Below are 14,403 nucleotides of genomic sequence, written 5' to 3' on the forward strand. Positions count from 1 at the left end.
TTTATTTGCCTGTAGCTCAGAGGAAAGAGCAACCGCCTTCTAAGCGGTTGGTCGCTGGTTCGAATCCAGCCAGGCGAACTAAATCCCGCTACCTGGGACCCTTCGGCCAGAGAGCCGACATTGCCTTACCCTCATCTTCCCGGCCTGTCGCCGGGTTTTTTATTCAGGCCGCAGACAATCAATTCCAGATGCCACGTAGCTATCGTGTCTGACGGCCTTTCCCCACTACACAAACAGCACCCCGTTTTTCGGAGGTGATATGGCTAAACGTATGCAAGATAAAGAAAGCATTGCCGGAGTGTCATGGCTTATTGTCCTTGCTCTGTCATGCTGGGGCGGTCTGGTCCGATACCTTATTGACGTTAAGCAGAACAAAGCCACCTGGAGCTGGATCAACGCACTGGCGCAGATCGCAGTGTCCGGATTTACCGGTCTCATTGGTGGCCTGATCAGCGTTGAAAGCGGGCTTAGCCTTTACATGATCCTGGTTACGTCTGGCATTAGCGGAGCGATGGGCTCCGTGGCGCTAACGTACTTCTGGGAACGCCTGACGGGGATGAAGAATGCAAACCAGTGATAAAGGCATTGCCCTGATCAAAGAGTTCGAAGGCTGCAAGCTTACCGCGTACCAGGACAGCGTTGGCGTCTGGACGATCGGTTATGGCTGGACTCAGCCTGTCGACGGGAAACCAATTCGCGCCGGGATGACGATTAAGCAGGAAACAGCAGAACGACTGCTGAAGACCGGGCTTGTCAGCTACGAAAGCGACGTGTCCCGCCTGGTTAAAGTGGGTCTGACTCAAGGGCAATTCGATGCTCTGGTGTCGTTCACGTATAACCTCGGCGCCCGGTCACTGTCGACATCGACCCTGCTGCGAAAACTCAACGTCGGTGATTACGCTGGCGCTGCCGATGAGTTCCTGCGCTGGAATAAAGCTGGTGGGAAGGTGCTGAACGGTCTGACCCGTCGGCGTGAGGCGGAGCGCGCTCTGTTCCTGTCGTGATTGGCGCGCTGCTAAGGCGTTACTGGTTGCAGTTGCTGGTGTTGGCGGTAATCGGCGTGCTGGTGTTCTTCGTGAACCACTACCGCGATAATGCCATCACCTACAAAGACCAGCGCGATAAGGCGACGGTCAGGGCAAACACATCAGAGACGATCACCAACAACGTGATCACCACGATGAACCTCATCCGTGATATCTCACAGGCTACCCAGAATGCAAAGAACGAACTGGCTCAAAATGGCGAGACGCGCATTGTCTACATCAGACAGGTGCTTGAAGGCGATCCGTGCGCTAACCAGCTTGTGCCTTCTGCCGCTGCTGACAGCCTGCGGGAATACGCAGACAGTTTACGTTCCGGCCCCAGTGGTACCGATAAGCGCTGACCTGACCGCAGACACGCCGATCCCCGGAATGGTGGTTCCGTTCACCTGGCAGGCAAGTCTGGAGTTAAACGCTCAGCTCTATACGGCGCTGGGGCAGTGCAATCTGGATAAGGCGGCAATCCGCAAAATCGAAGAGGAAAGGCAGCATGAAAAATAATCAATGCACACAGGGCTTTGATAACCCTTCCAAGTTCCGCGAGGAATGGGATAAGCAGACCGAAGGGAAATAGCTCAATGGGTACTTTAATCAAGGGCTGGAAAGTAATGCTCCTGACCAAGGAAGGACACGATTCTGGAAAGCCACCTGAGCAGGTCGGCTGGCAGAGCAGCAATGAGCCAGACATTCGTGATGGGGTGCTGATTATTAAAAATGGCCTGGACACCCACGGTGTACCCCTCAGCAGAATTCACGGCTTCAGCATCGAAGCAGTAAAGGCTGAATGACATTACAGAAGCTCCTTGCGAGGGGCTTCGATAATGACAATTTCTATTTTAGAAGGACATAGAAATGCCTACTAAGAAGCAACCAGGTAGGCCAGCAGGAACCCCAAAGACTGGTGGCCGCCAAAAAGGAACACCAAACAAGGTGACCGCAGACGTCAAATTGATTGCCCAGACCTACGGCGAGGAAGCGGTTAAGGCGTTAGTCAAGATACTACGTGACGACGAAGCACCTGCCGCAGCAAAGGTGTCAGCAGCAAAAGAAATAATGGATCGCGCCTACGGTAAAGCCACTCAGCCTATGGAACATTCAGGTAGCGGTGGCGGGCCAATTGAGCACAACCATAACGTAGCTGTAGACGAAAAGGCGCTTAACAGCATATTGAGCAAACTATGAGCCAAATACTCGAATGGGAAGATTTGAGCGAAGCAGAACGCCAAGCCATCAAAGTCCTGTCCGAGCGCTCATTTCTGGCCTTTAACCGCATATTCTTTCAGTTGTTGCAGGGTGAGAAGTGGTCAGTTAACTGGCATCACCGATACATTGCGCAGGTGATTGAGGATATCGTTGCCGGAAAACGCCGCAATGTTGTCTTCAACGTTCCTCCAGGCAGCGGGAAAACTGAGATGTTAAGCATCCATGCGCCAGTGTGGACAATGCTGAACTGCCAGAAGGTCAGAAACCTCAATATTTCCTTCAGCGATACCCTGACAAAGCGTAACAGCCGCAGAAGCCGAGAAATCATCACGTCAGCTGAGTTTCAGACGCTATGGCCTCACTCGCTAGGCGTTAATCAGGCTGACGAATGGCAATTGTTGAACGATGACGGAAAGGTTAAAGCCGAAGTAGTAAGCCGTGCGGCAAGTGGTCAGATTACCGGATCGCGTGGCGGTTATCAGATGCCCGGCTTTTCAGGTTGGATAAACCTTGATGACTTCGACAAGCCTCTTGATGTTTTCTCAGAGGTTAAGCGAAAAAAGGCACAGCAGACATTAACCAACACCATCCGCTCTCGTCGTGCCAATAAGTCAAAAGAGAACCCGACACCAATTGTCGCCATTCAGCAGCGGCTGCACACAGACGACAGCAGTGCATTCATGCTGTCTGGTGCAATGGGTATCGACTTTGAGCACGTCATCATCCCTGCGCTTATTGATGAAGCCTATATCGAGTCATTACCAGAATGGCTTCAGGAGCATTGCTGGAATGACGTCAAAGACAGCGAGAAGATGCGGGGCTACTGGTCATACTGGCCTGCCAACGAATATGTAGGCGACCTTTGTCGCCAGTGGGACACGGACGAATACACCTTCATGTCTCAGGGCATGCAGAAGCCTATCAAGCTAGGCGGCAACGTGTTTGATGGTTCATGGTGGCAGACATACGGACCTGACGGAGATAAACCGGAGCCTGAACGCTTCGAATACCGATTCACTACCGCAGATACAGCGCAGAAGACGGCTAACCATAACGACTGGTCGGTACTGTGCGAGTGGGGCGTTTACAAAGACGACCTCTATCTAATCCACATGGAGCGCGGCAAGTGGAAAGCGCCAGAGCTAGAAACAAACTTCAAAGCGTTTATCTCTCAGGCGTGGCGTAAGAATCGGGAAGCAGGAACGCTGAGAAAAATCTACGTTGAAGATAAATCCAGTGGCACAGCTCTTATTCAGAACCTTGAGAAGAAGCTTCCAATCAAGATAACCGCTCTTCAGCGAAACAAAGACAAAGTTACCCGGGCAATGGACGTTTTGCCGGTAGTCAAAGCACAGCGTGTCTATCTTCCTGCTGAAGCTTCATTCTCCTCAGAGTTTATCGCTGAGCACAGTGCTTTCACCTACGACGACACTCACGACCACGACGACATCGTGGATAACCTTATCGACGCCGTGACTGAGGAATTACTCCTTGGCAGTGATGCCCTACGCAGACTCAAGGCGCTTGCAAGCTGAGAACTCACATGGCTAAACGCAACAACAGGCAGCAAAAGAAAATCGACAAGAAGTTGAACATGGACAGCTATCAAAACGTGTTCATGAACATCGGAACAGGCGGTGACAGGTCAGCCTATAGCCGTATCCGTACAGCGCACCTGCTAACCAAAGCGACTCTTGACAGCATCTATCTCGGTGACGGGTTAGGTCGTCGCATCATCGACGTAGTAGCCGACGAAATGTTTCGTGCTGGCTTCACCGTAGACGGCGCAAACAATGAGCCGGAGATCATGTCTCGCTGGGATGAGCTGAACCTCACGCAGCAGTTTACGGACGCAGTGGCATGGGCTCGCTTATATGGCGGCTCGTTGATGCTATTCGGGGTTAATGATGGCGGAGACCTTCAGTCACCAATTGGCGAAGGTGAACTTGAGTTTGTCCGTGTGTACGACCGCTATCAGGTGCAGCCTTTCCTGCGCGATACCAATCCTGAAAGCGCAACATACGGCGAAATTACTCAGTACCAGATTAACCCTATATCAGGAACGCCTTATTACGTTCACGCCAGCAGATGCCATGTTTTCGACGGAGAGCGACTGCCTAACCAGATTCGTCATCAGAATCAGGGGTGGGGCGCTTCATGCTTGCAGGGTGTTTATCAGGCGCTGACTGATTACGGCATGAGCCACGCACATGCTACAAGCCTTCTTGAGCGTAAACAGCAGGGTGTCTGGTCTGCTGCTGACCTGGCTGACCTGTGCAAAGATGGTGAGGGTAGAGACGCTGTTCAGGCTCGTCTCAACATGGTCGATATGACGCGCAGCAACGGCAACACCATCGGCGTAGACGCAAACACTGAGAAGTACGAGCTGCTTAATGGCTCTCTGGAGGGCGTAGTCGATGTACAGGACCGCAAGCAGTTACGCATATCAGCGCTGACCGGCATCGATGAGCAAATCCTGTTCACCAAAACGCCATCTGGTCAGAGCGCGGATAAAACCACCGTTCCTGAATCATGGAAGCAGCTGATTGGACGCAAGCAGAAGGATGAGGCGCGACCCGCAATAGAAAAGGTGGTCAACTTCCTCACCACCGATAAAACCTGGACGATTAAGTTCAATCCTCTCTCAGTACCAACAGAGAAAGAGCAGGCAGAGACGGCTAACCAGTGGTCACAGGCTGATGAACGCTATTCGCAGCTTGGATGGGTTAGCAACGATGAAGGTATCGCCACACTGAAAAAACGTGGAGGCTACGTCTATCCGGAGATGAGCAATGGCTAAAGTATGGCTCCATCCCTACGGCATAGAACGTGACTACGCCAACGCGCTTGTAAAGGCTACCAGGCAGTTCAACAAAGAAATCAACTCAGCATATGGTGATATCAGGTTCGATGGCTGGAAAGACGATATGTCGGCTGTACTGGCTTATCTCCGCAATGCTGGCAACCGCATCTTCCAGCCAGTAATTGACAGACTTCCGTCTTTCTTCGCGCTAACGAGTCAGTTTAACGACAAGCAATGGCGGCTGGTTGTGAAGGGTGGAACTGGCTATGACATTCCACCTTCGCAGGCTGTTATTGCCGGCCAGACAACTGCTCCAGTCTCATCAGGTGCGCTTGGTGTTGATGCTTATCGCGCAGAGCCATGGCTGAGAGAGATGCAGGAGTTATGGGTGTCAGAGAACACCAGGCTGATTAAATCCATTCCTGCTGACGAACTGTCGGACATGGAAGGCATCATCCAGCGCGGTGTAATGAACGGCTCAAGTGCTGACACTATCAAGAAGCAGATTCAGGAGCGCTATGGTGTCACTGAGAGGCGGGCAAAGCTGATCTCAGTTGACCAGATAGGCAAGGCTAATTCAGCGCTCACAAAGCAGCGTCAGGCCGATGCCGGGGTAACTGGCTACAAATGGCGAGGCGTACTTGATGAACGCGAGAGGCCAGAGCACAGAGCGCGAGAGGGGAATTCCTACAAGTGGAGCAAACCGCCGCCTGATGGACATCCCGGGCAACCTGTTCGGTGTCGATGTTACGCAGAGCCAGACTGGTCTGGTTCAGTTTTCGATATCGGCGAATAAATAAGGCAAAACATGAAAACAGTATCTCGCTTCGATGTGGGAGAGCTTCGTGCGTCCGTGAACGAGGATGGTTATCTGGAGGACGTGCCGGTAGTGGGCCGCGTTGGCATCCAGTTGTACCGAAATCCAGATGGCTCGGTGAGGCGTGAGCTACGCCCACCTGAAGAAGTATTCAACGCTGACTCACTGGCTAGCTTCAAGGGCAAGCCGATCACTATCGGTCACCCGGGGGCGGTTAATTCCCGTAATGCCAAAAAGCACATGGTCGGAACCATGCTTGAGCCAGGCAGACAGGATGGTGAAAACGTCAAAGTGCCAATCATGGTCTATGACGAGAACGCCATTAACTCAGCAACCAGCGGCAGGACAAAGCAACTATCCCTCGGCTACCGACTCGACCTCGATGAGACTCCAGGCGAATGGAACGGTCAGCCATATGACGCCGTTCAGCGAAACATCCGCATCAATCATCTCGCGCTCGTATCTAAAGCCCGGGCCGGTGATGTAGCAACACTGAATCTCGACGGTGATGAAGAAATCACCTTAGACGATGACGACAACCAACAAAAAGGTAAAACAATGCAGAAATTGCGACTCGACAACGGGCTTGAGTACGATGCTTCTCCTGAAGTCGTCGTGGCGTTCAACGCCCTTAAACAGGATGCAGAGGACGCTAATACCAAGCTGTCCGAAGCGCAAACAACCATCTCCACCATCACAGCAGAGCGCGACACTCTGAAAGCTGACGCAGCAGAGTTTGAAAACAAGCTGAAGCAGGCTCGCGAAGATGCAGAGAAAACCATTAAAGCTCGCACCGAACTCGAAGCAAAAGCAGAGAAGCACGGCATCAAGTTTGATGGACTGGATGATATTGCCGTCAAGAAAGCGGTTGTAGCCAAGCTGAAGCCATCCATCAAGCTCGACGGCAAAGACGACACCTATATCAACGTCGCGTTCGACATGGCGATTGAGTCAGCACCTATGGAGCAGCAGCGCAAAATCGTCAATCAGGACAAAGCCCAAACCCGCGATGACTCCGCTGAACCTAAAGGCTCTGCCGCTGCTCGCCAAAAATACCTCGACCGCCTGCACGGCAAAAAGGAGACAGCATAATGCCTGTTCAGACTTCCTACGATAACGACATGCAGATCGCAATGCCTGGCATGCGTTCAGATTCAACCCATCAAATCACAGACGGCTGCAACGCAGCACAGGGTGCGATCAAGCCTGGCTATGTGGTAGCTCGAGTATCAGTAGCTAACGACAAGCGCGTAGTTAAACAAGTATCTGCGGCTGGCGATGCAGCAAACCTGATGGGTATCTGCCGATTCAGTCACTACGGCTGTGTAACCGGTCAGTATGAAGATGGCGATGCCGTCAACGTGATGACATGGGGCCGAATCTGGGCTGTAACTACCTTATCAGCAGCACCAACCATGGGTACAGGCGTTAACGTTCTGACCTCTGGCGCAGACGCTGGCAAGGTTGCAGCAACCGGTGGCTCTCTGGCTCTGGGCTGGGTGTTTACTGGTAAGTTTACCACTTTCAAAAACAGCGCTGGCGCAACAGTTAACCTGGCTGAAGTTCAAATCCGCAACCAGACCACACAGCCAACCGCATAAGGAACAATAATGGAACAGATGAATTACGACGAAGCGGACCTGTTCGCTATTGAACACGGCGCGGCGGCTAACGGCATTCGACTGGATGAAGGCGAGTCAATCTTCCTGGCTAGTGAGCTGGACTACGTTAAAACCAAGGTTTACGAAGTCGAATACCCTGCACTGACTGCGACCACTCTCTTCCCGGTCACATCAGAAATCCCTTCATACGCCAAAACGTTCACTTACGGCGTATGGGATGCAGTAGGCATGGCGCGTATCATCGCTGACTACTCTGACGACCTGCCAAATGTCGGCGTTAACTATCGTGAAGAAACCGGCAAGGTGTTCAGCCTGGGTAACTTCTACGAATACAGCCTGATGGAAATCCGAGCATCTCAGGCAACCGGTAAGAATCTGCCAACTCGTCTGGCTAACGCTGCCCGTCGAGCGCACGACGTGAAGGTTAATGACCTGGCGTTCTACGGCGATGATGATTATCAGATCGTCGGTGTTCTGGATCACCCGAACATTCCAGTAACTACCTCTGCTGGATGGACTACAGGCGATATCGCTTCTGGTGAACTGGAAGATGCAGTATCAGCAATCGAAACGGTAACTAAAGGCCTGCACTCTGCGAACGTGATCGCACTGCCGCCAAGCGCCTTTAAAATCCTTTCCAAGCCGATGCCAAACACCAACACGTCTTACATGACCTTCTTCAACCAGCAGTATCCTGGTATGCAGTGGATTCGTGTTAACGAGCTGGAAGACATCGATGGCTCAGGCACTAAGGCCGCTCTGGTAATGGAGCGTAACGCTGATAACGCATCCATGGAAATCCCGCAGCCGTTCGAACAGCTGCCACCTCAGGCTAACAACCTGGCGTTCAAGATTCCATGTCACAGCCGCGCTACCGGCGTACAGGTTTACCTGCCGCTGACTCTGCATCTCATCAAAGGCATTTAAGAGGCTTCGGCCTCTTTTCTTAAGGAACACCAATGAAGATTACCAACGCATCAGCACGACTGTATTACATCGCCGGCCAGAAACTGGCGCCGGGTCAGACTGCCGAAGTCGACGATTCCTGGAAGGACAACAAAACGGTGCAGGCATCCATCACTAAAGGTGAGTTGCGACTCGCTGACAAAGATGAAGCCGTAACCGCCAGTCAGGTAGAGAAAAAAGAGAAGGACAAGAAGTAATGAACATTGCCGCATTTGAAGGTCTTACGCCTCTGGAAATCTTCCGCAAGCTAGCGCCTGAATTTGCGGCTGTTCCTGATGAGGTTGTTCAGGGCTACATCGACCTTGCATCACTGTTTGTCTGCGAAGACGAGTACGGAGACGCATATAACGTAGCTCTGGCTCTAATGGCGGCCCATATCATGGCATCGCCTGGCGGTTACTCTGATAACGGCTCCACATCATCTGGTCGCATCCTCTCACGCAAGGAAGGTGATCTGGCAATTACTTACGGCAACGTATCAGGTGATTCCAGTTACCTCAGCGGGACTACATACGGAAACCTGCTGCAACTGCTCCGCAAGAAGAGGGGGGCAGGATTCTCGATTATGACTCGCGGAGTCGTGGGGGGATGCTTGTGTCCGTAAAAATCACAGACAACAAGCGGCAATGGGAAAGTTTAAGGCGAGAGCTCAAGGCAACCGGAAACAAAGAGGTAGTTGTCGGCATCCAGAAGGGCGAGGTTAATGATGGAGTGCTTGTCGCTGAATACGCAGCATGGAACGAATTCGGCACGAGGACAATTCCATCACGCCCATTCATGCGCACATACTTCGACACATCGGTCTCTCGGCTGGAAAAGTTCGCTACAAATGGAGTAACGCAAATTCTCCTCGGTAGAGCTACCTTTTCTCAGTTTCTGAATGCGGCTGGCGTATTTATGGTGGATGGCGTCAAGAAGGGTATTTCTGGTGGCACCTGGACTCCAAACTCTCCAGTGACGATAGCGCTGAAGGGTTCATCAAAGCCGCTTATAGACACTGGCGTAATGCTTAATTCAGTCACCTTCGCCATTCATGATTACGGAAGGTCACAATGAGCAATCCGTTTCGCAGGCCTTATCAGGTATTTACTCCATCGCCTTCGACTTTGGTTAACGGCGTCATTGTTGATGGGCTAATGACAGAGTCCACCGCTTACTTCAGCGTGCAAAGCATAAAAGATACGCAGGAGATTGAGAGCCTGGAGGAAGGGAGGAGGTTAACTGATTATCGCCGGCTGTACAGCGACACTAAGCTTCAGATTACTGATGATTTCCCCATGGCTCAGCCTGCACTTGTCGTTATTGATGGCTTCAACTACGAAGTTAAGCATCGCGAGCCATGGCAAAACGGAATCATACTCCACTATAAATATTATGTGGTAAGGAAACGCGATGGCTGAAACCTCAGTATCAAATTTCGTTCCTGATGCTGTAGAGTCTGCCGCTTACCGTGTTTTATCCCAGCTATTATCCGTACCTCTCGCTTACGCCAATCAGAATAACTCCCGTCTTCCTCTGCCTTATGCCACGCTTCGTGTATCAACGCGCACGACCTTAGGCAGGGATGAGCATGGCGAAGTAGATGATGAGGGTGTAATGCCGTCACACGGCGTTAGAGAAGGAACGGTGATGGTTAATGTGTACGGCGGAAGCGCACGAGAGCATTGCGACGATCTGATTAATAACATCCGTAAAACCACATCACGCTACCTGATGCGCAGAGAAAAATTCGTTATCGCAAACAGCGCCCAGGTTAACGACCTTACAGGTCTGCGAGATGAAGCAAACTTCGAAGCGATGGCGAATGTAGACCTTACATTCCGCTACACCGGCAAGTACACGGATAACGTAGGGCTCATAGAAACCGTTGATGCGACAGGCGACATCGGCGGAATGGAAACACACCTCACTATCGCCGTCACATCCGACTAATCAACACGGAGTTTCATCAATGGCAAATCTAAGCCAGATTGCCAACGTGAATATTTCGCTGGACACAGCGAGTATCGCGAAGGCGTCATTCGGCATTCCACTTGCAGTTTCGCCGACAACGGCATTCAGTGAGCGAATCCGTAAATATTCAAGCTACAGCGCGGCGCAGCAGGACGGACTTGACCCGCAGACGCTCAAAGCGCTCTCAGCAGTATTCAGTCAGACGCCGCGCCCAAATCAGGCATGGGTAGGTCGACGAAACGCCGTTTCTGTAGACCTGACAGTAACCAACGCGACGATCACAACTGGCAACATTTTCACGTTCAGTGTGAATGGCACCACCGTAACGTATACCGCAGCGAGTGGTGATGATGTGTCAGACGTATATACCGGCCTGAAAACAGCGCTGGCGGCACAATCTGTAGTTGATGCATTGTTTACCAGCACCGCTGATGCTGAAGGGCTGCACCTGGTAGTGAAGGTTCCTGAGACAGCAACCATCGTTAAGCCAGTAACCAACCTGTCAATCGCAACCGCAGGCTCAGCGGACGGATTAGAAGCGGACCTTAACGCCATTCAGCAGGAAGACCCTGGCTGGTACGGATTTGCTCTGGTAGAACGTGGTGACGCACTAATTCAGGATGCAGCGGCATGGGCTGAAACGCAGACGAAACTGTTCTTCGCATGCAGCGATACTGCTGATATCTGGACGTCAGCTGATGACGATATCGCATCGCAGTTGCAGGGCCTGCAATATCTGCGTACAGCACTAATTGCTCACAAGGCAGCCGCGACTGAGTATCCTGAAATGGCGTGGATGGGTCGATGCTTCACCATCGCGCCCGGTGGCGAAACGTGGGCACTCAAAACACTGGCAGCTATCACGCCGAGCAAGTTCAGCGACACAGAGCAGAGCTACATCTTCCAGAAGAACGTCAACGCCTACGAACAGTACGCAGAAAACACCTACCTGATTAACAAAGGCAAGGTTGCATCTGGCGAATGGATTGATATTGTGCGATTCCGTGACTGGCTTGTAGACACCATTCAGAAGAACATGGCTTCTCTGATGATCCGCCAGAAGAAGGTGCCTTACACCAATGGCGGCATTGCCCTCATCGTCAACAACCTGAACGGTTCACTTATTCAGGGGCAGCAGGCAGGTGGAATCGCTCCTGACGAGCGTGACAGCGAAGGCAACACAATCCCTGGCTTCCGTATCACTTACCCTAATGCAGCCGACGTATCTGCTGATATCAAAGCTACCCGCACTCTTTATATCGAGTTTGTGGCGCTTCTGGCTGGCGCAATCCAGGTGGTCGAAATCACCGGCTCACTTACCTATAGCTACGAGGGCTAATTATGGCTGCTGAATTAACTGGCTCTTATGACGGCTCAGAAGTATTTGTCACTATCGGCCCACTGCTATTAACCGGCTTCAGTGATGGAGACTCCATTACGGCTCGTAAGAACGCCAACTTCTATGAATCACGTGCTGGTCTCGATGGCTCAGTAGGTCGTGCGCGAGTAACGGATAAGCGTGGGCAGATCGAGCTGCATCTTTTGCAGACATCCACGGCAAACGATGAACTATCTGCACTGATGAACCTTGATTCATTAACGCAGGACGGCAAGGCTGTTTATCCGGTATCAGTAACTGACTTTTCTGGTCGCACTGTAATTGCAGCAGGTCAGGCGTGGCTTTATCAGCTTGGCGACGTGGCCTTCTCAACTAACGAGGTCGGTGAACGCATTTACACCTTTGAATGCGCTGACCTGAAATTCTCCCTCGGTGGTAACAACGTTTAACAATGCCGCCTTCGGGCGGTTTTTTTTGAGGTCCATATGTCTCAGGAATTCGCTACCTTCCATATCGGTGACAAAGAGTTTAAAGCCGCCAAAATGAACGCCTTCGCTGCGGCAAAGCACTTAGTAAAACTGAAGACGCTGCTTGATAAAGGCCTGGCTTCAGGCGGTGATGCAAACGCCATTCAGTTACTGGCCGGCATCGATGAGAAAACGCTGGAGGATGTCATCATTCCTATCCTGCGCGACTCATCAACATTCAGCGTTACTGACGAGAAAAAAATTGACAGCCCTAACGCAATGAACCTCGTGTTCTCCGTAGACACTCTGTTCGACTTCTTCGAGCTGTGTTGGGAAGTGCTGAAGCTCAACTTCACCCCTTTTTTTACGAAAGTTCTCACCCTGTTTGGGTTAAGCCCAGAAGAGCTGGCAAATCGGGTCCAGTCACTGGCGAAAAGCGCGACCCTGGAAAGTTAAGGGGAGATGTTGAAACAGAGCTATGGGTGTGGCGTCCGATAATGAGAAATATGTGTACGGTTGCAGAGGTGAAGTCAGGCCTTATCACATGCGAAGACCTGCTCAAGCTTAACGCCCTCATAGAGATGACCGATTATCTGAACTCGCCAATGGAGAAGTAAATGGTTATTCGAGAATTGCTGATCCGCTTGGGGTTAACCGGTTCTGATACGGTAGGCAGAGGAATGGATAAGGTTGACGGGAAAGTTGATAAAACTATCCAGTCATTCAGTGCGCTTGGCGGTGTTCTGGCTACAGTATTTGGTGCGGTAACTATATCAAATATCGCAAAAACAGCCGACAGCATGCAGTCTTTTGAGGCGCGTATTGGCATGCTAAGCCAGACCGTTACAGATTCCGCAACAGCATTCGATGAAGTTGCAAAGCACGCCGCAGACTCACGTCAGTCCATTGACTCATACGCAACATTTTATCTTCGCGTAGGAAATGCCGCAAAAAGCGTCGTCACCTCACAAGAAGAACTTCTGTCGATTACTGATACCGTTTCAAAAGCTATGGTTGTTGGCGGAGCAACAGCAGAAGAGCAATCATCGGCTTTGCTTCAGCTCGCACAGGCGCTTGGGTCTGGAGTTTTGCAGGGGGATGAATTCAGGTCATTAGCAGAAGCAGCGCCAATGCTCCTCGATAAAATTGGCGAAGCATTAAAGATACCGCGTGAAGAATTAAAGAAAATGGCCGCTGATGGGAAGTTAACGACAAAAGCGGTCATCGGAGCGTTAAAAACCATTGGCCCTGAATTTGATAAAGCATTTCAACAAATGCCACTAACCATAGGGCAGGCGTTGACTATCGCTGGTAATAAATGGGACCAATTTATTGCAAGAATGAACCGCAGCAGCGGAGCTGTCACATGGGTAGCAAATAAGTTCCTGTGGATGGCTGATAAAATCGAGTATGCACTGGACTCAGTTATCGATGCTCTTGGTGGCGCAGAGAATGCCGTAAAACTGCTTGGAGTAGCTCTTGGCGCAGCAGGCCTTGTAGGTTCTGTTTATCTCTTATCCGCAGCATTTACCGCGCTGACAAGTCCTGTATTTTTGGTGATAGCTGCACTTGCTGCTCTGTTCCTTGTTGGTGAGGACATTAATTCTTGGCTAAATGGCAATAAGTCGCTTCTTGGAGACATGATCGGGCCGGTTTCTAAGTACACCGATTCAATCAACTCTTTGAAAGTAGCACTCACCGACATGAAGGATATGGCTGTATGGGCGCTGAATGTCCTCAAAAGCCTTACCAACTTCTTTAACTCAAGCCAGGATAAGGCGCAGGAGTGGGGTGATAAGCTAGGGACTACTAAGTTCGGTCCATGGTTGAAAGAAAAGGCCGGATGGCTTGTTGAAGACTTAGGTAAATGGGCATCATGGGGCAATGTACAAACCAACGGTGCATTTGATATCCCTAAGATGTGGTCAGATACGCTTGCAGGGGTGAGAGGCTTCAACCAGGACGCAAAAGGTGGAAATACTCTACTCCCCAGCTATCAATCTCTTGCATTGCCACCGCCATCAGCAGCGTCTGGCCCTAAGATAGACGTCAACATCGGCAATATCTCAGTGCCTGCCGGAACGTCTGAAGAGCAGGTTAAATTCCTTCAGGATAGCGCCAAATCAGCATTCAGTGACTACGGATGGAATGCGCTGGGTAACACATTAAACTTCAACACTGGAGGTTAGC

Annotated in this window: 21 protein-coding genes and 1 tRNA gene; all 22 read left to right on the forward strand. The window is 51.2% G+C overall.

Annotation, left to right across the window (positions count from 1 at the left end; genetic code table 11):
• The first annotated feature begins 5 nt into the window (after positions 1 to 5).
• The 22 genes from ACQG11_RS15585 to ACQG11_RS15690 all read left to right on the forward strand — a co-directional run bounded on the left by ACQG11_RS15585 (position 6) and on the right by ACQG11_RS15690 (position 14,402).
• Positions 6 to 78: transfer RNA gene (locus tag ACQG11_RS15585), tRNA-Arg, on the forward strand.
• Positions 79 to 271: 193 nt separating this feature from the next.
• The gene (locus ACQG11_RS15590; protein WP_122008274.1) at positions 272 to 577 is read left to right on the forward strand and encodes a phage holin family protein; all 306 of its coding nucleotides are present in this window, start codon (positions 272 to 274) and stop codon (positions 575 to 577) included.
• Positions 564 to 1,004: a lysozyme gene (locus tag ACQG11_RS15595; RefSeq protein ID WP_426728533.1), complete on the forward strand. Its 441-nt coding sequence runs from the start codon at positions 564 to 566 to the stop codon at positions 1,002 to 1,004. The genes ACQG11_RS15590 and ACQG11_RS15595 overlap by 14 nt, the downstream gene beginning before the upstream one ends.
• Before the next feature lie 38 nt (positions 1,005 to 1,042).
• Positions 1,043 to 1,387 carry a DUF2570 domain-containing protein gene (locus ACQG11_RS15600; RefSeq protein WP_426728534.1) on the forward strand — a complete coding sequence of 115 codons (345 nt, stop codon included), beginning with the start codon at positions 1,043 to 1,045 and terminating at the stop codon, positions 1,385 to 1,387.
• On the forward strand, positions 1,368 to 1,544 hold the full coding sequence (gene lysC / locus ACQG11_RS15605) for an Rz1-like lysis system protein LysC (protein WP_194500527.1): 177 nt from the start codon (positions 1,368 to 1,370) through the stop codon (positions 1,542 to 1,544). The genes ACQG11_RS15600 and lysC overlap by 20 nt, the downstream gene beginning before the upstream one ends.
• A gap of 77 nt (positions 1,545 to 1,621) precedes the next feature.
• Positions 1,622 to 1,831, forward strand: coding sequence for a hypothetical protein (locus ACQG11_RS15610; RefSeq protein ID WP_426728535.1), 210 nt, complete (start codon positions 1,622 to 1,624; stop codon positions 1,829 to 1,831).
• Between the two features lie 64 nt (positions 1,832 to 1,895).
• On the forward strand, positions 1,896 to 2,225 hold the full coding sequence (locus tag ACQG11_RS15615) for a hypothetical protein (protein WP_045259831.1): 330 nt from the start codon (positions 1,896 to 1,898) through the stop codon (positions 2,223 to 2,225).
• Positions 2,222 to 3,781, forward strand: a complete 1,560-nt coding sequence (terL, locus tag ACQG11_RS15620) for a phage terminase large subunit (RefSeq protein WP_426728536.1) — start codon at positions 2,222 to 2,224, stop codon at positions 3,779 to 3,781. Before ACQG11_RS15615 ends, terL begins: the two co-directional genes overlap by 4 nt.
• An 8-nt stretch (positions 3,782 to 3,789) precedes the next feature.
• Complete coding sequence (locus ACQG11_RS15625) at positions 3,790 to 5,046, forward strand: DUF1073 domain-containing protein (protein ID WP_426728537.1); 1,257 nt, start codon at positions 3,790 to 3,792, stop codon at positions 5,044 to 5,046.
• Positions 5,039 to 5,845: a minor capsid protein gene (locus tag ACQG11_RS15630; RefSeq protein WP_426728538.1), complete on the forward strand. Its 807-nt coding sequence runs from the start codon at positions 5,039 to 5,041 to the stop codon at positions 5,843 to 5,845. Before ACQG11_RS15625 ends, ACQG11_RS15630 begins: the two co-directional genes overlap by 8 nt.
• A 12-nt stretch (positions 5,846 to 5,857) precedes the next feature.
• Complete coding sequence (locus ACQG11_RS15635; protein WP_426728539.1) at positions 5,858 to 6,958, forward strand: DUF2213 domain-containing protein; 1,101 nt, start codon at positions 5,858 to 5,860, stop codon at positions 6,956 to 6,958.
• Entirely contained in the window at positions 6,958 to 7,467 is a 510-nt protein-coding gene (locus tag ACQG11_RS15640; RefSeq protein ID WP_058670784.1) for a structural cement protein Gp24, read from the forward strand. Before ACQG11_RS15635 ends, ACQG11_RS15640 begins: the two co-directional genes overlap by 1 nt.
• 9 nt (positions 7,468 to 7,476) lie before the next feature.
• Entirely contained in the window at positions 7,477 to 8,415 is a 939-nt protein-coding gene (locus tag ACQG11_RS15645; RefSeq protein ID WP_426728540.1) for a DUF2184 domain-containing protein, read from the forward strand.
• A 32-nt stretch (positions 8,416 to 8,447) separates the two neighbouring features.
• On the forward strand, positions 8,448 to 8,651 hold the full coding sequence (locus ACQG11_RS15650; protein WP_006809758.1) for a hypothetical protein: 204 nt from the start codon (positions 8,448 to 8,450) through the stop codon (positions 8,649 to 8,651).
• Positions 8,651 to 9,058 carry a DUF4054 domain-containing protein gene (locus tag ACQG11_RS15655; RefSeq protein ID WP_058670786.1) on the forward strand — a complete coding sequence of 136 codons (408 nt, stop codon included), beginning with the start codon at positions 8,651 to 8,653 and terminating at the stop codon, positions 9,056 to 9,058. Before ACQG11_RS15650 ends, ACQG11_RS15655 begins: the two co-directional genes overlap by 1 nt.
• Entirely contained in the window at positions 9,043 to 9,510 is a 468-nt protein-coding gene (locus ACQG11_RS15660) for a hypothetical protein (protein ID WP_426728541.1), read from the forward strand. Before ACQG11_RS15655 ends, ACQG11_RS15660 begins: the two co-directional genes overlap by 16 nt.
• A complete protein-coding gene (locus ACQG11_RS15665; RefSeq protein ID WP_426728542.1) occupies positions 9,507 to 9,854 on the forward strand; it encodes a hypothetical protein in 348 nt (115 codons plus the stop codon). Before ACQG11_RS15660 ends, ACQG11_RS15665 begins: the two co-directional genes overlap by 4 nt.
• The gene (locus tag ACQG11_RS15670) at positions 9,847 to 10,386 is read left to right on the forward strand and encodes a phage neck terminator protein (RefSeq protein ID WP_426728543.1); all 540 of its coding nucleotides are present in this window, start codon (positions 9,847 to 9,849) and stop codon (positions 10,384 to 10,386) included. The genes ACQG11_RS15665 and ACQG11_RS15670 overlap by 8 nt, the downstream gene beginning before the upstream one ends.
• Before the next feature lie 19 nt (positions 10,387 to 10,405).
• Complete coding sequence (locus ACQG11_RS15675) at positions 10,406 to 11,746, forward strand: DUF3383 family protein (protein WP_426728544.1); 1,341 nt, start codon at positions 10,406 to 10,408, stop codon at positions 11,744 to 11,746.
• A 2-nt stretch (positions 11,747 to 11,748) separates the two neighbouring features.
• A complete protein-coding gene (locus ACQG11_RS15680) occupies positions 11,749 to 12,195 on the forward strand; it encodes a phage structural protein (RefSeq protein ID WP_253541067.1) in 447 nt (148 codons plus the stop codon).
• 36 nt (positions 12,196 to 12,231) lie between these two features.
• Positions 12,232 to 12,669: a phage tail assembly chaperone gene (locus ACQG11_RS15685; protein WP_426728545.1), complete on the forward strand. Its 438-nt coding sequence runs from the start codon at positions 12,232 to 12,234 to the stop codon at positions 12,667 to 12,669.
• A gap of 161 nt (positions 12,670 to 12,830) precedes the next feature.
• Positions 12,831 to 14,402 carry a tape measure protein gene (locus ACQG11_RS15690; RefSeq protein ID WP_426728546.1) on the forward strand — a complete coding sequence of 524 codons (1,572 nt, stop codon included), beginning with the start codon at positions 12,831 to 12,833 and terminating at the stop codon, positions 14,400 to 14,402.
• Position 14,403 lies beyond the last annotated feature (1 nt).

Source organism: Enterobacter cloacae complex sp. 372C4, from assembly GCF_050030615.1.
GTDB lineage: Bacteria > Pseudomonadota > Gammaproteobacteria > Enterobacterales > Enterobacteriaceae > Enterobacter > Enterobacter intestinihominis.

Excerpts from the sequence above, each read along its gene's own strand:
- ACQG11_RS15610 (WP_426728535.1), top strand. The coding sequence starts at position 1,622 with ATGGGTACTTTAATCAAGGGCTGGAAAGTAATGCTCCTGACCAAGGAA.
- ACQG11_RS15685 (WP_426728545.1), top strand. The coding sequence starts at position 12,232 with ATGTCTCAGGAATTCGCTACCTTCCATATCGGTGACAAAGAGTTTAAA.
- ACQG11_RS15665 (WP_426728542.1), top strand. The coding sequence starts at position 9,507 with ATGAGCAATCCGTTTCGCAGGCCTTATCAGGTATTTACTCCATCGCCT.
- ACQG11_RS15680 (WP_253541067.1), top strand. The coding sequence starts at position 11,749 with ATGGCTGCTGAATTAACTGGCTCTTATGACGGCTCAGAAGTATTTGTC.
- ACQG11_RS15625 (WP_426728537.1), top strand. The coding sequence starts at position 3,790 with ATGGCTAAACGCAACAACAGGCAGCAAAAGAAAATCGACAAGAAGTTG.
- ACQG11_RS15675 (WP_426728544.1), top strand. The coding sequence starts at position 10,406 with ATGGCAAATCTAAGCCAGATTGCCAACGTGAATATTTCGCTGGACACA.
- ACQG11_RS15630 (WP_426728538.1), top strand. The coding sequence starts at position 5,039 with ATGGCTAAAGTATGGCTCCATCCCTACGGCATAGAACGTGACTACGCC.
- ACQG11_RS15660 (WP_426728541.1), top strand. The coding sequence starts at position 9,043 with ATGCTTGTGTCCGTAAAAATCACAGACAACAAGCGGCAATGGGAAAGT.
- ACQG11_RS15595 (WP_426728533.1), top strand. The coding sequence starts at position 564 with ATGCAAACCAGTGATAAAGGCATTGCCCTGATCAAAGAGTTCGAAGGC.
- ACQG11_RS15650 (WP_006809758.1), top strand. The coding sequence starts at position 8,448 with ATGAAGATTACCAACGCATCAGCACGACTGTATTACATCGCCGGCCAG.
- ACQG11_RS15645 (WP_426728540.1), top strand. The coding sequence starts at position 7,477 with ATGGAACAGATGAATTACGACGAAGCGGACCTGTTCGCTATTGAACAC.
- ACQG11_RS15670 (WP_426728543.1), top strand. The coding sequence starts at position 9,847 with ATGGCTGAAACCTCAGTATCAAATTTCGTTCCTGATGCTGTAGAGTCT.
- ACQG11_RS15690 (WP_426728546.1), top strand. The coding sequence starts at position 12,831 with ATGGTTATTCGAGAATTGCTGATCCGCTTGGGGTTAACCGGTTCTGAT.
- ACQG11_RS15640 (WP_058670784.1), top strand. The coding sequence starts at position 6,958 with ATGCCTGTTCAGACTTCCTACGATAACGACATGCAGATCGCAATGCCT.
- terL (WP_426728536.1), top strand. The coding sequence starts at position 2,222 with ATGAGCCAAATACTCGAATGGGAAGATTTGAGCGAAGCAGAACGCCAA.
- ACQG11_RS15655 (WP_058670786.1), top strand. The coding sequence starts at position 8,651 with ATGAACATTGCCGCATTTGAAGGTCTTACGCCTCTGGAAATCTTCCGC.
- ACQG11_RS15635 (WP_426728539.1), top strand. The coding sequence starts at position 5,858 with ATGAAAACAGTATCTCGCTTCGATGTGGGAGAGCTTCGTGCGTCCGTG.
- ACQG11_RS15615 (WP_045259831.1), top strand. The coding sequence starts at position 1,896 with ATGCCTACTAAGAAGCAACCAGGTAGGCCAGCAGGAACCCCAAAGACT.
- ACQG11_RS15590 (WP_122008274.1), top strand. The coding sequence starts at position 272 with ATGCAAGATAAAGAAAGCATTGCCGGAGTGTCATGGCTTATTGTCCTT.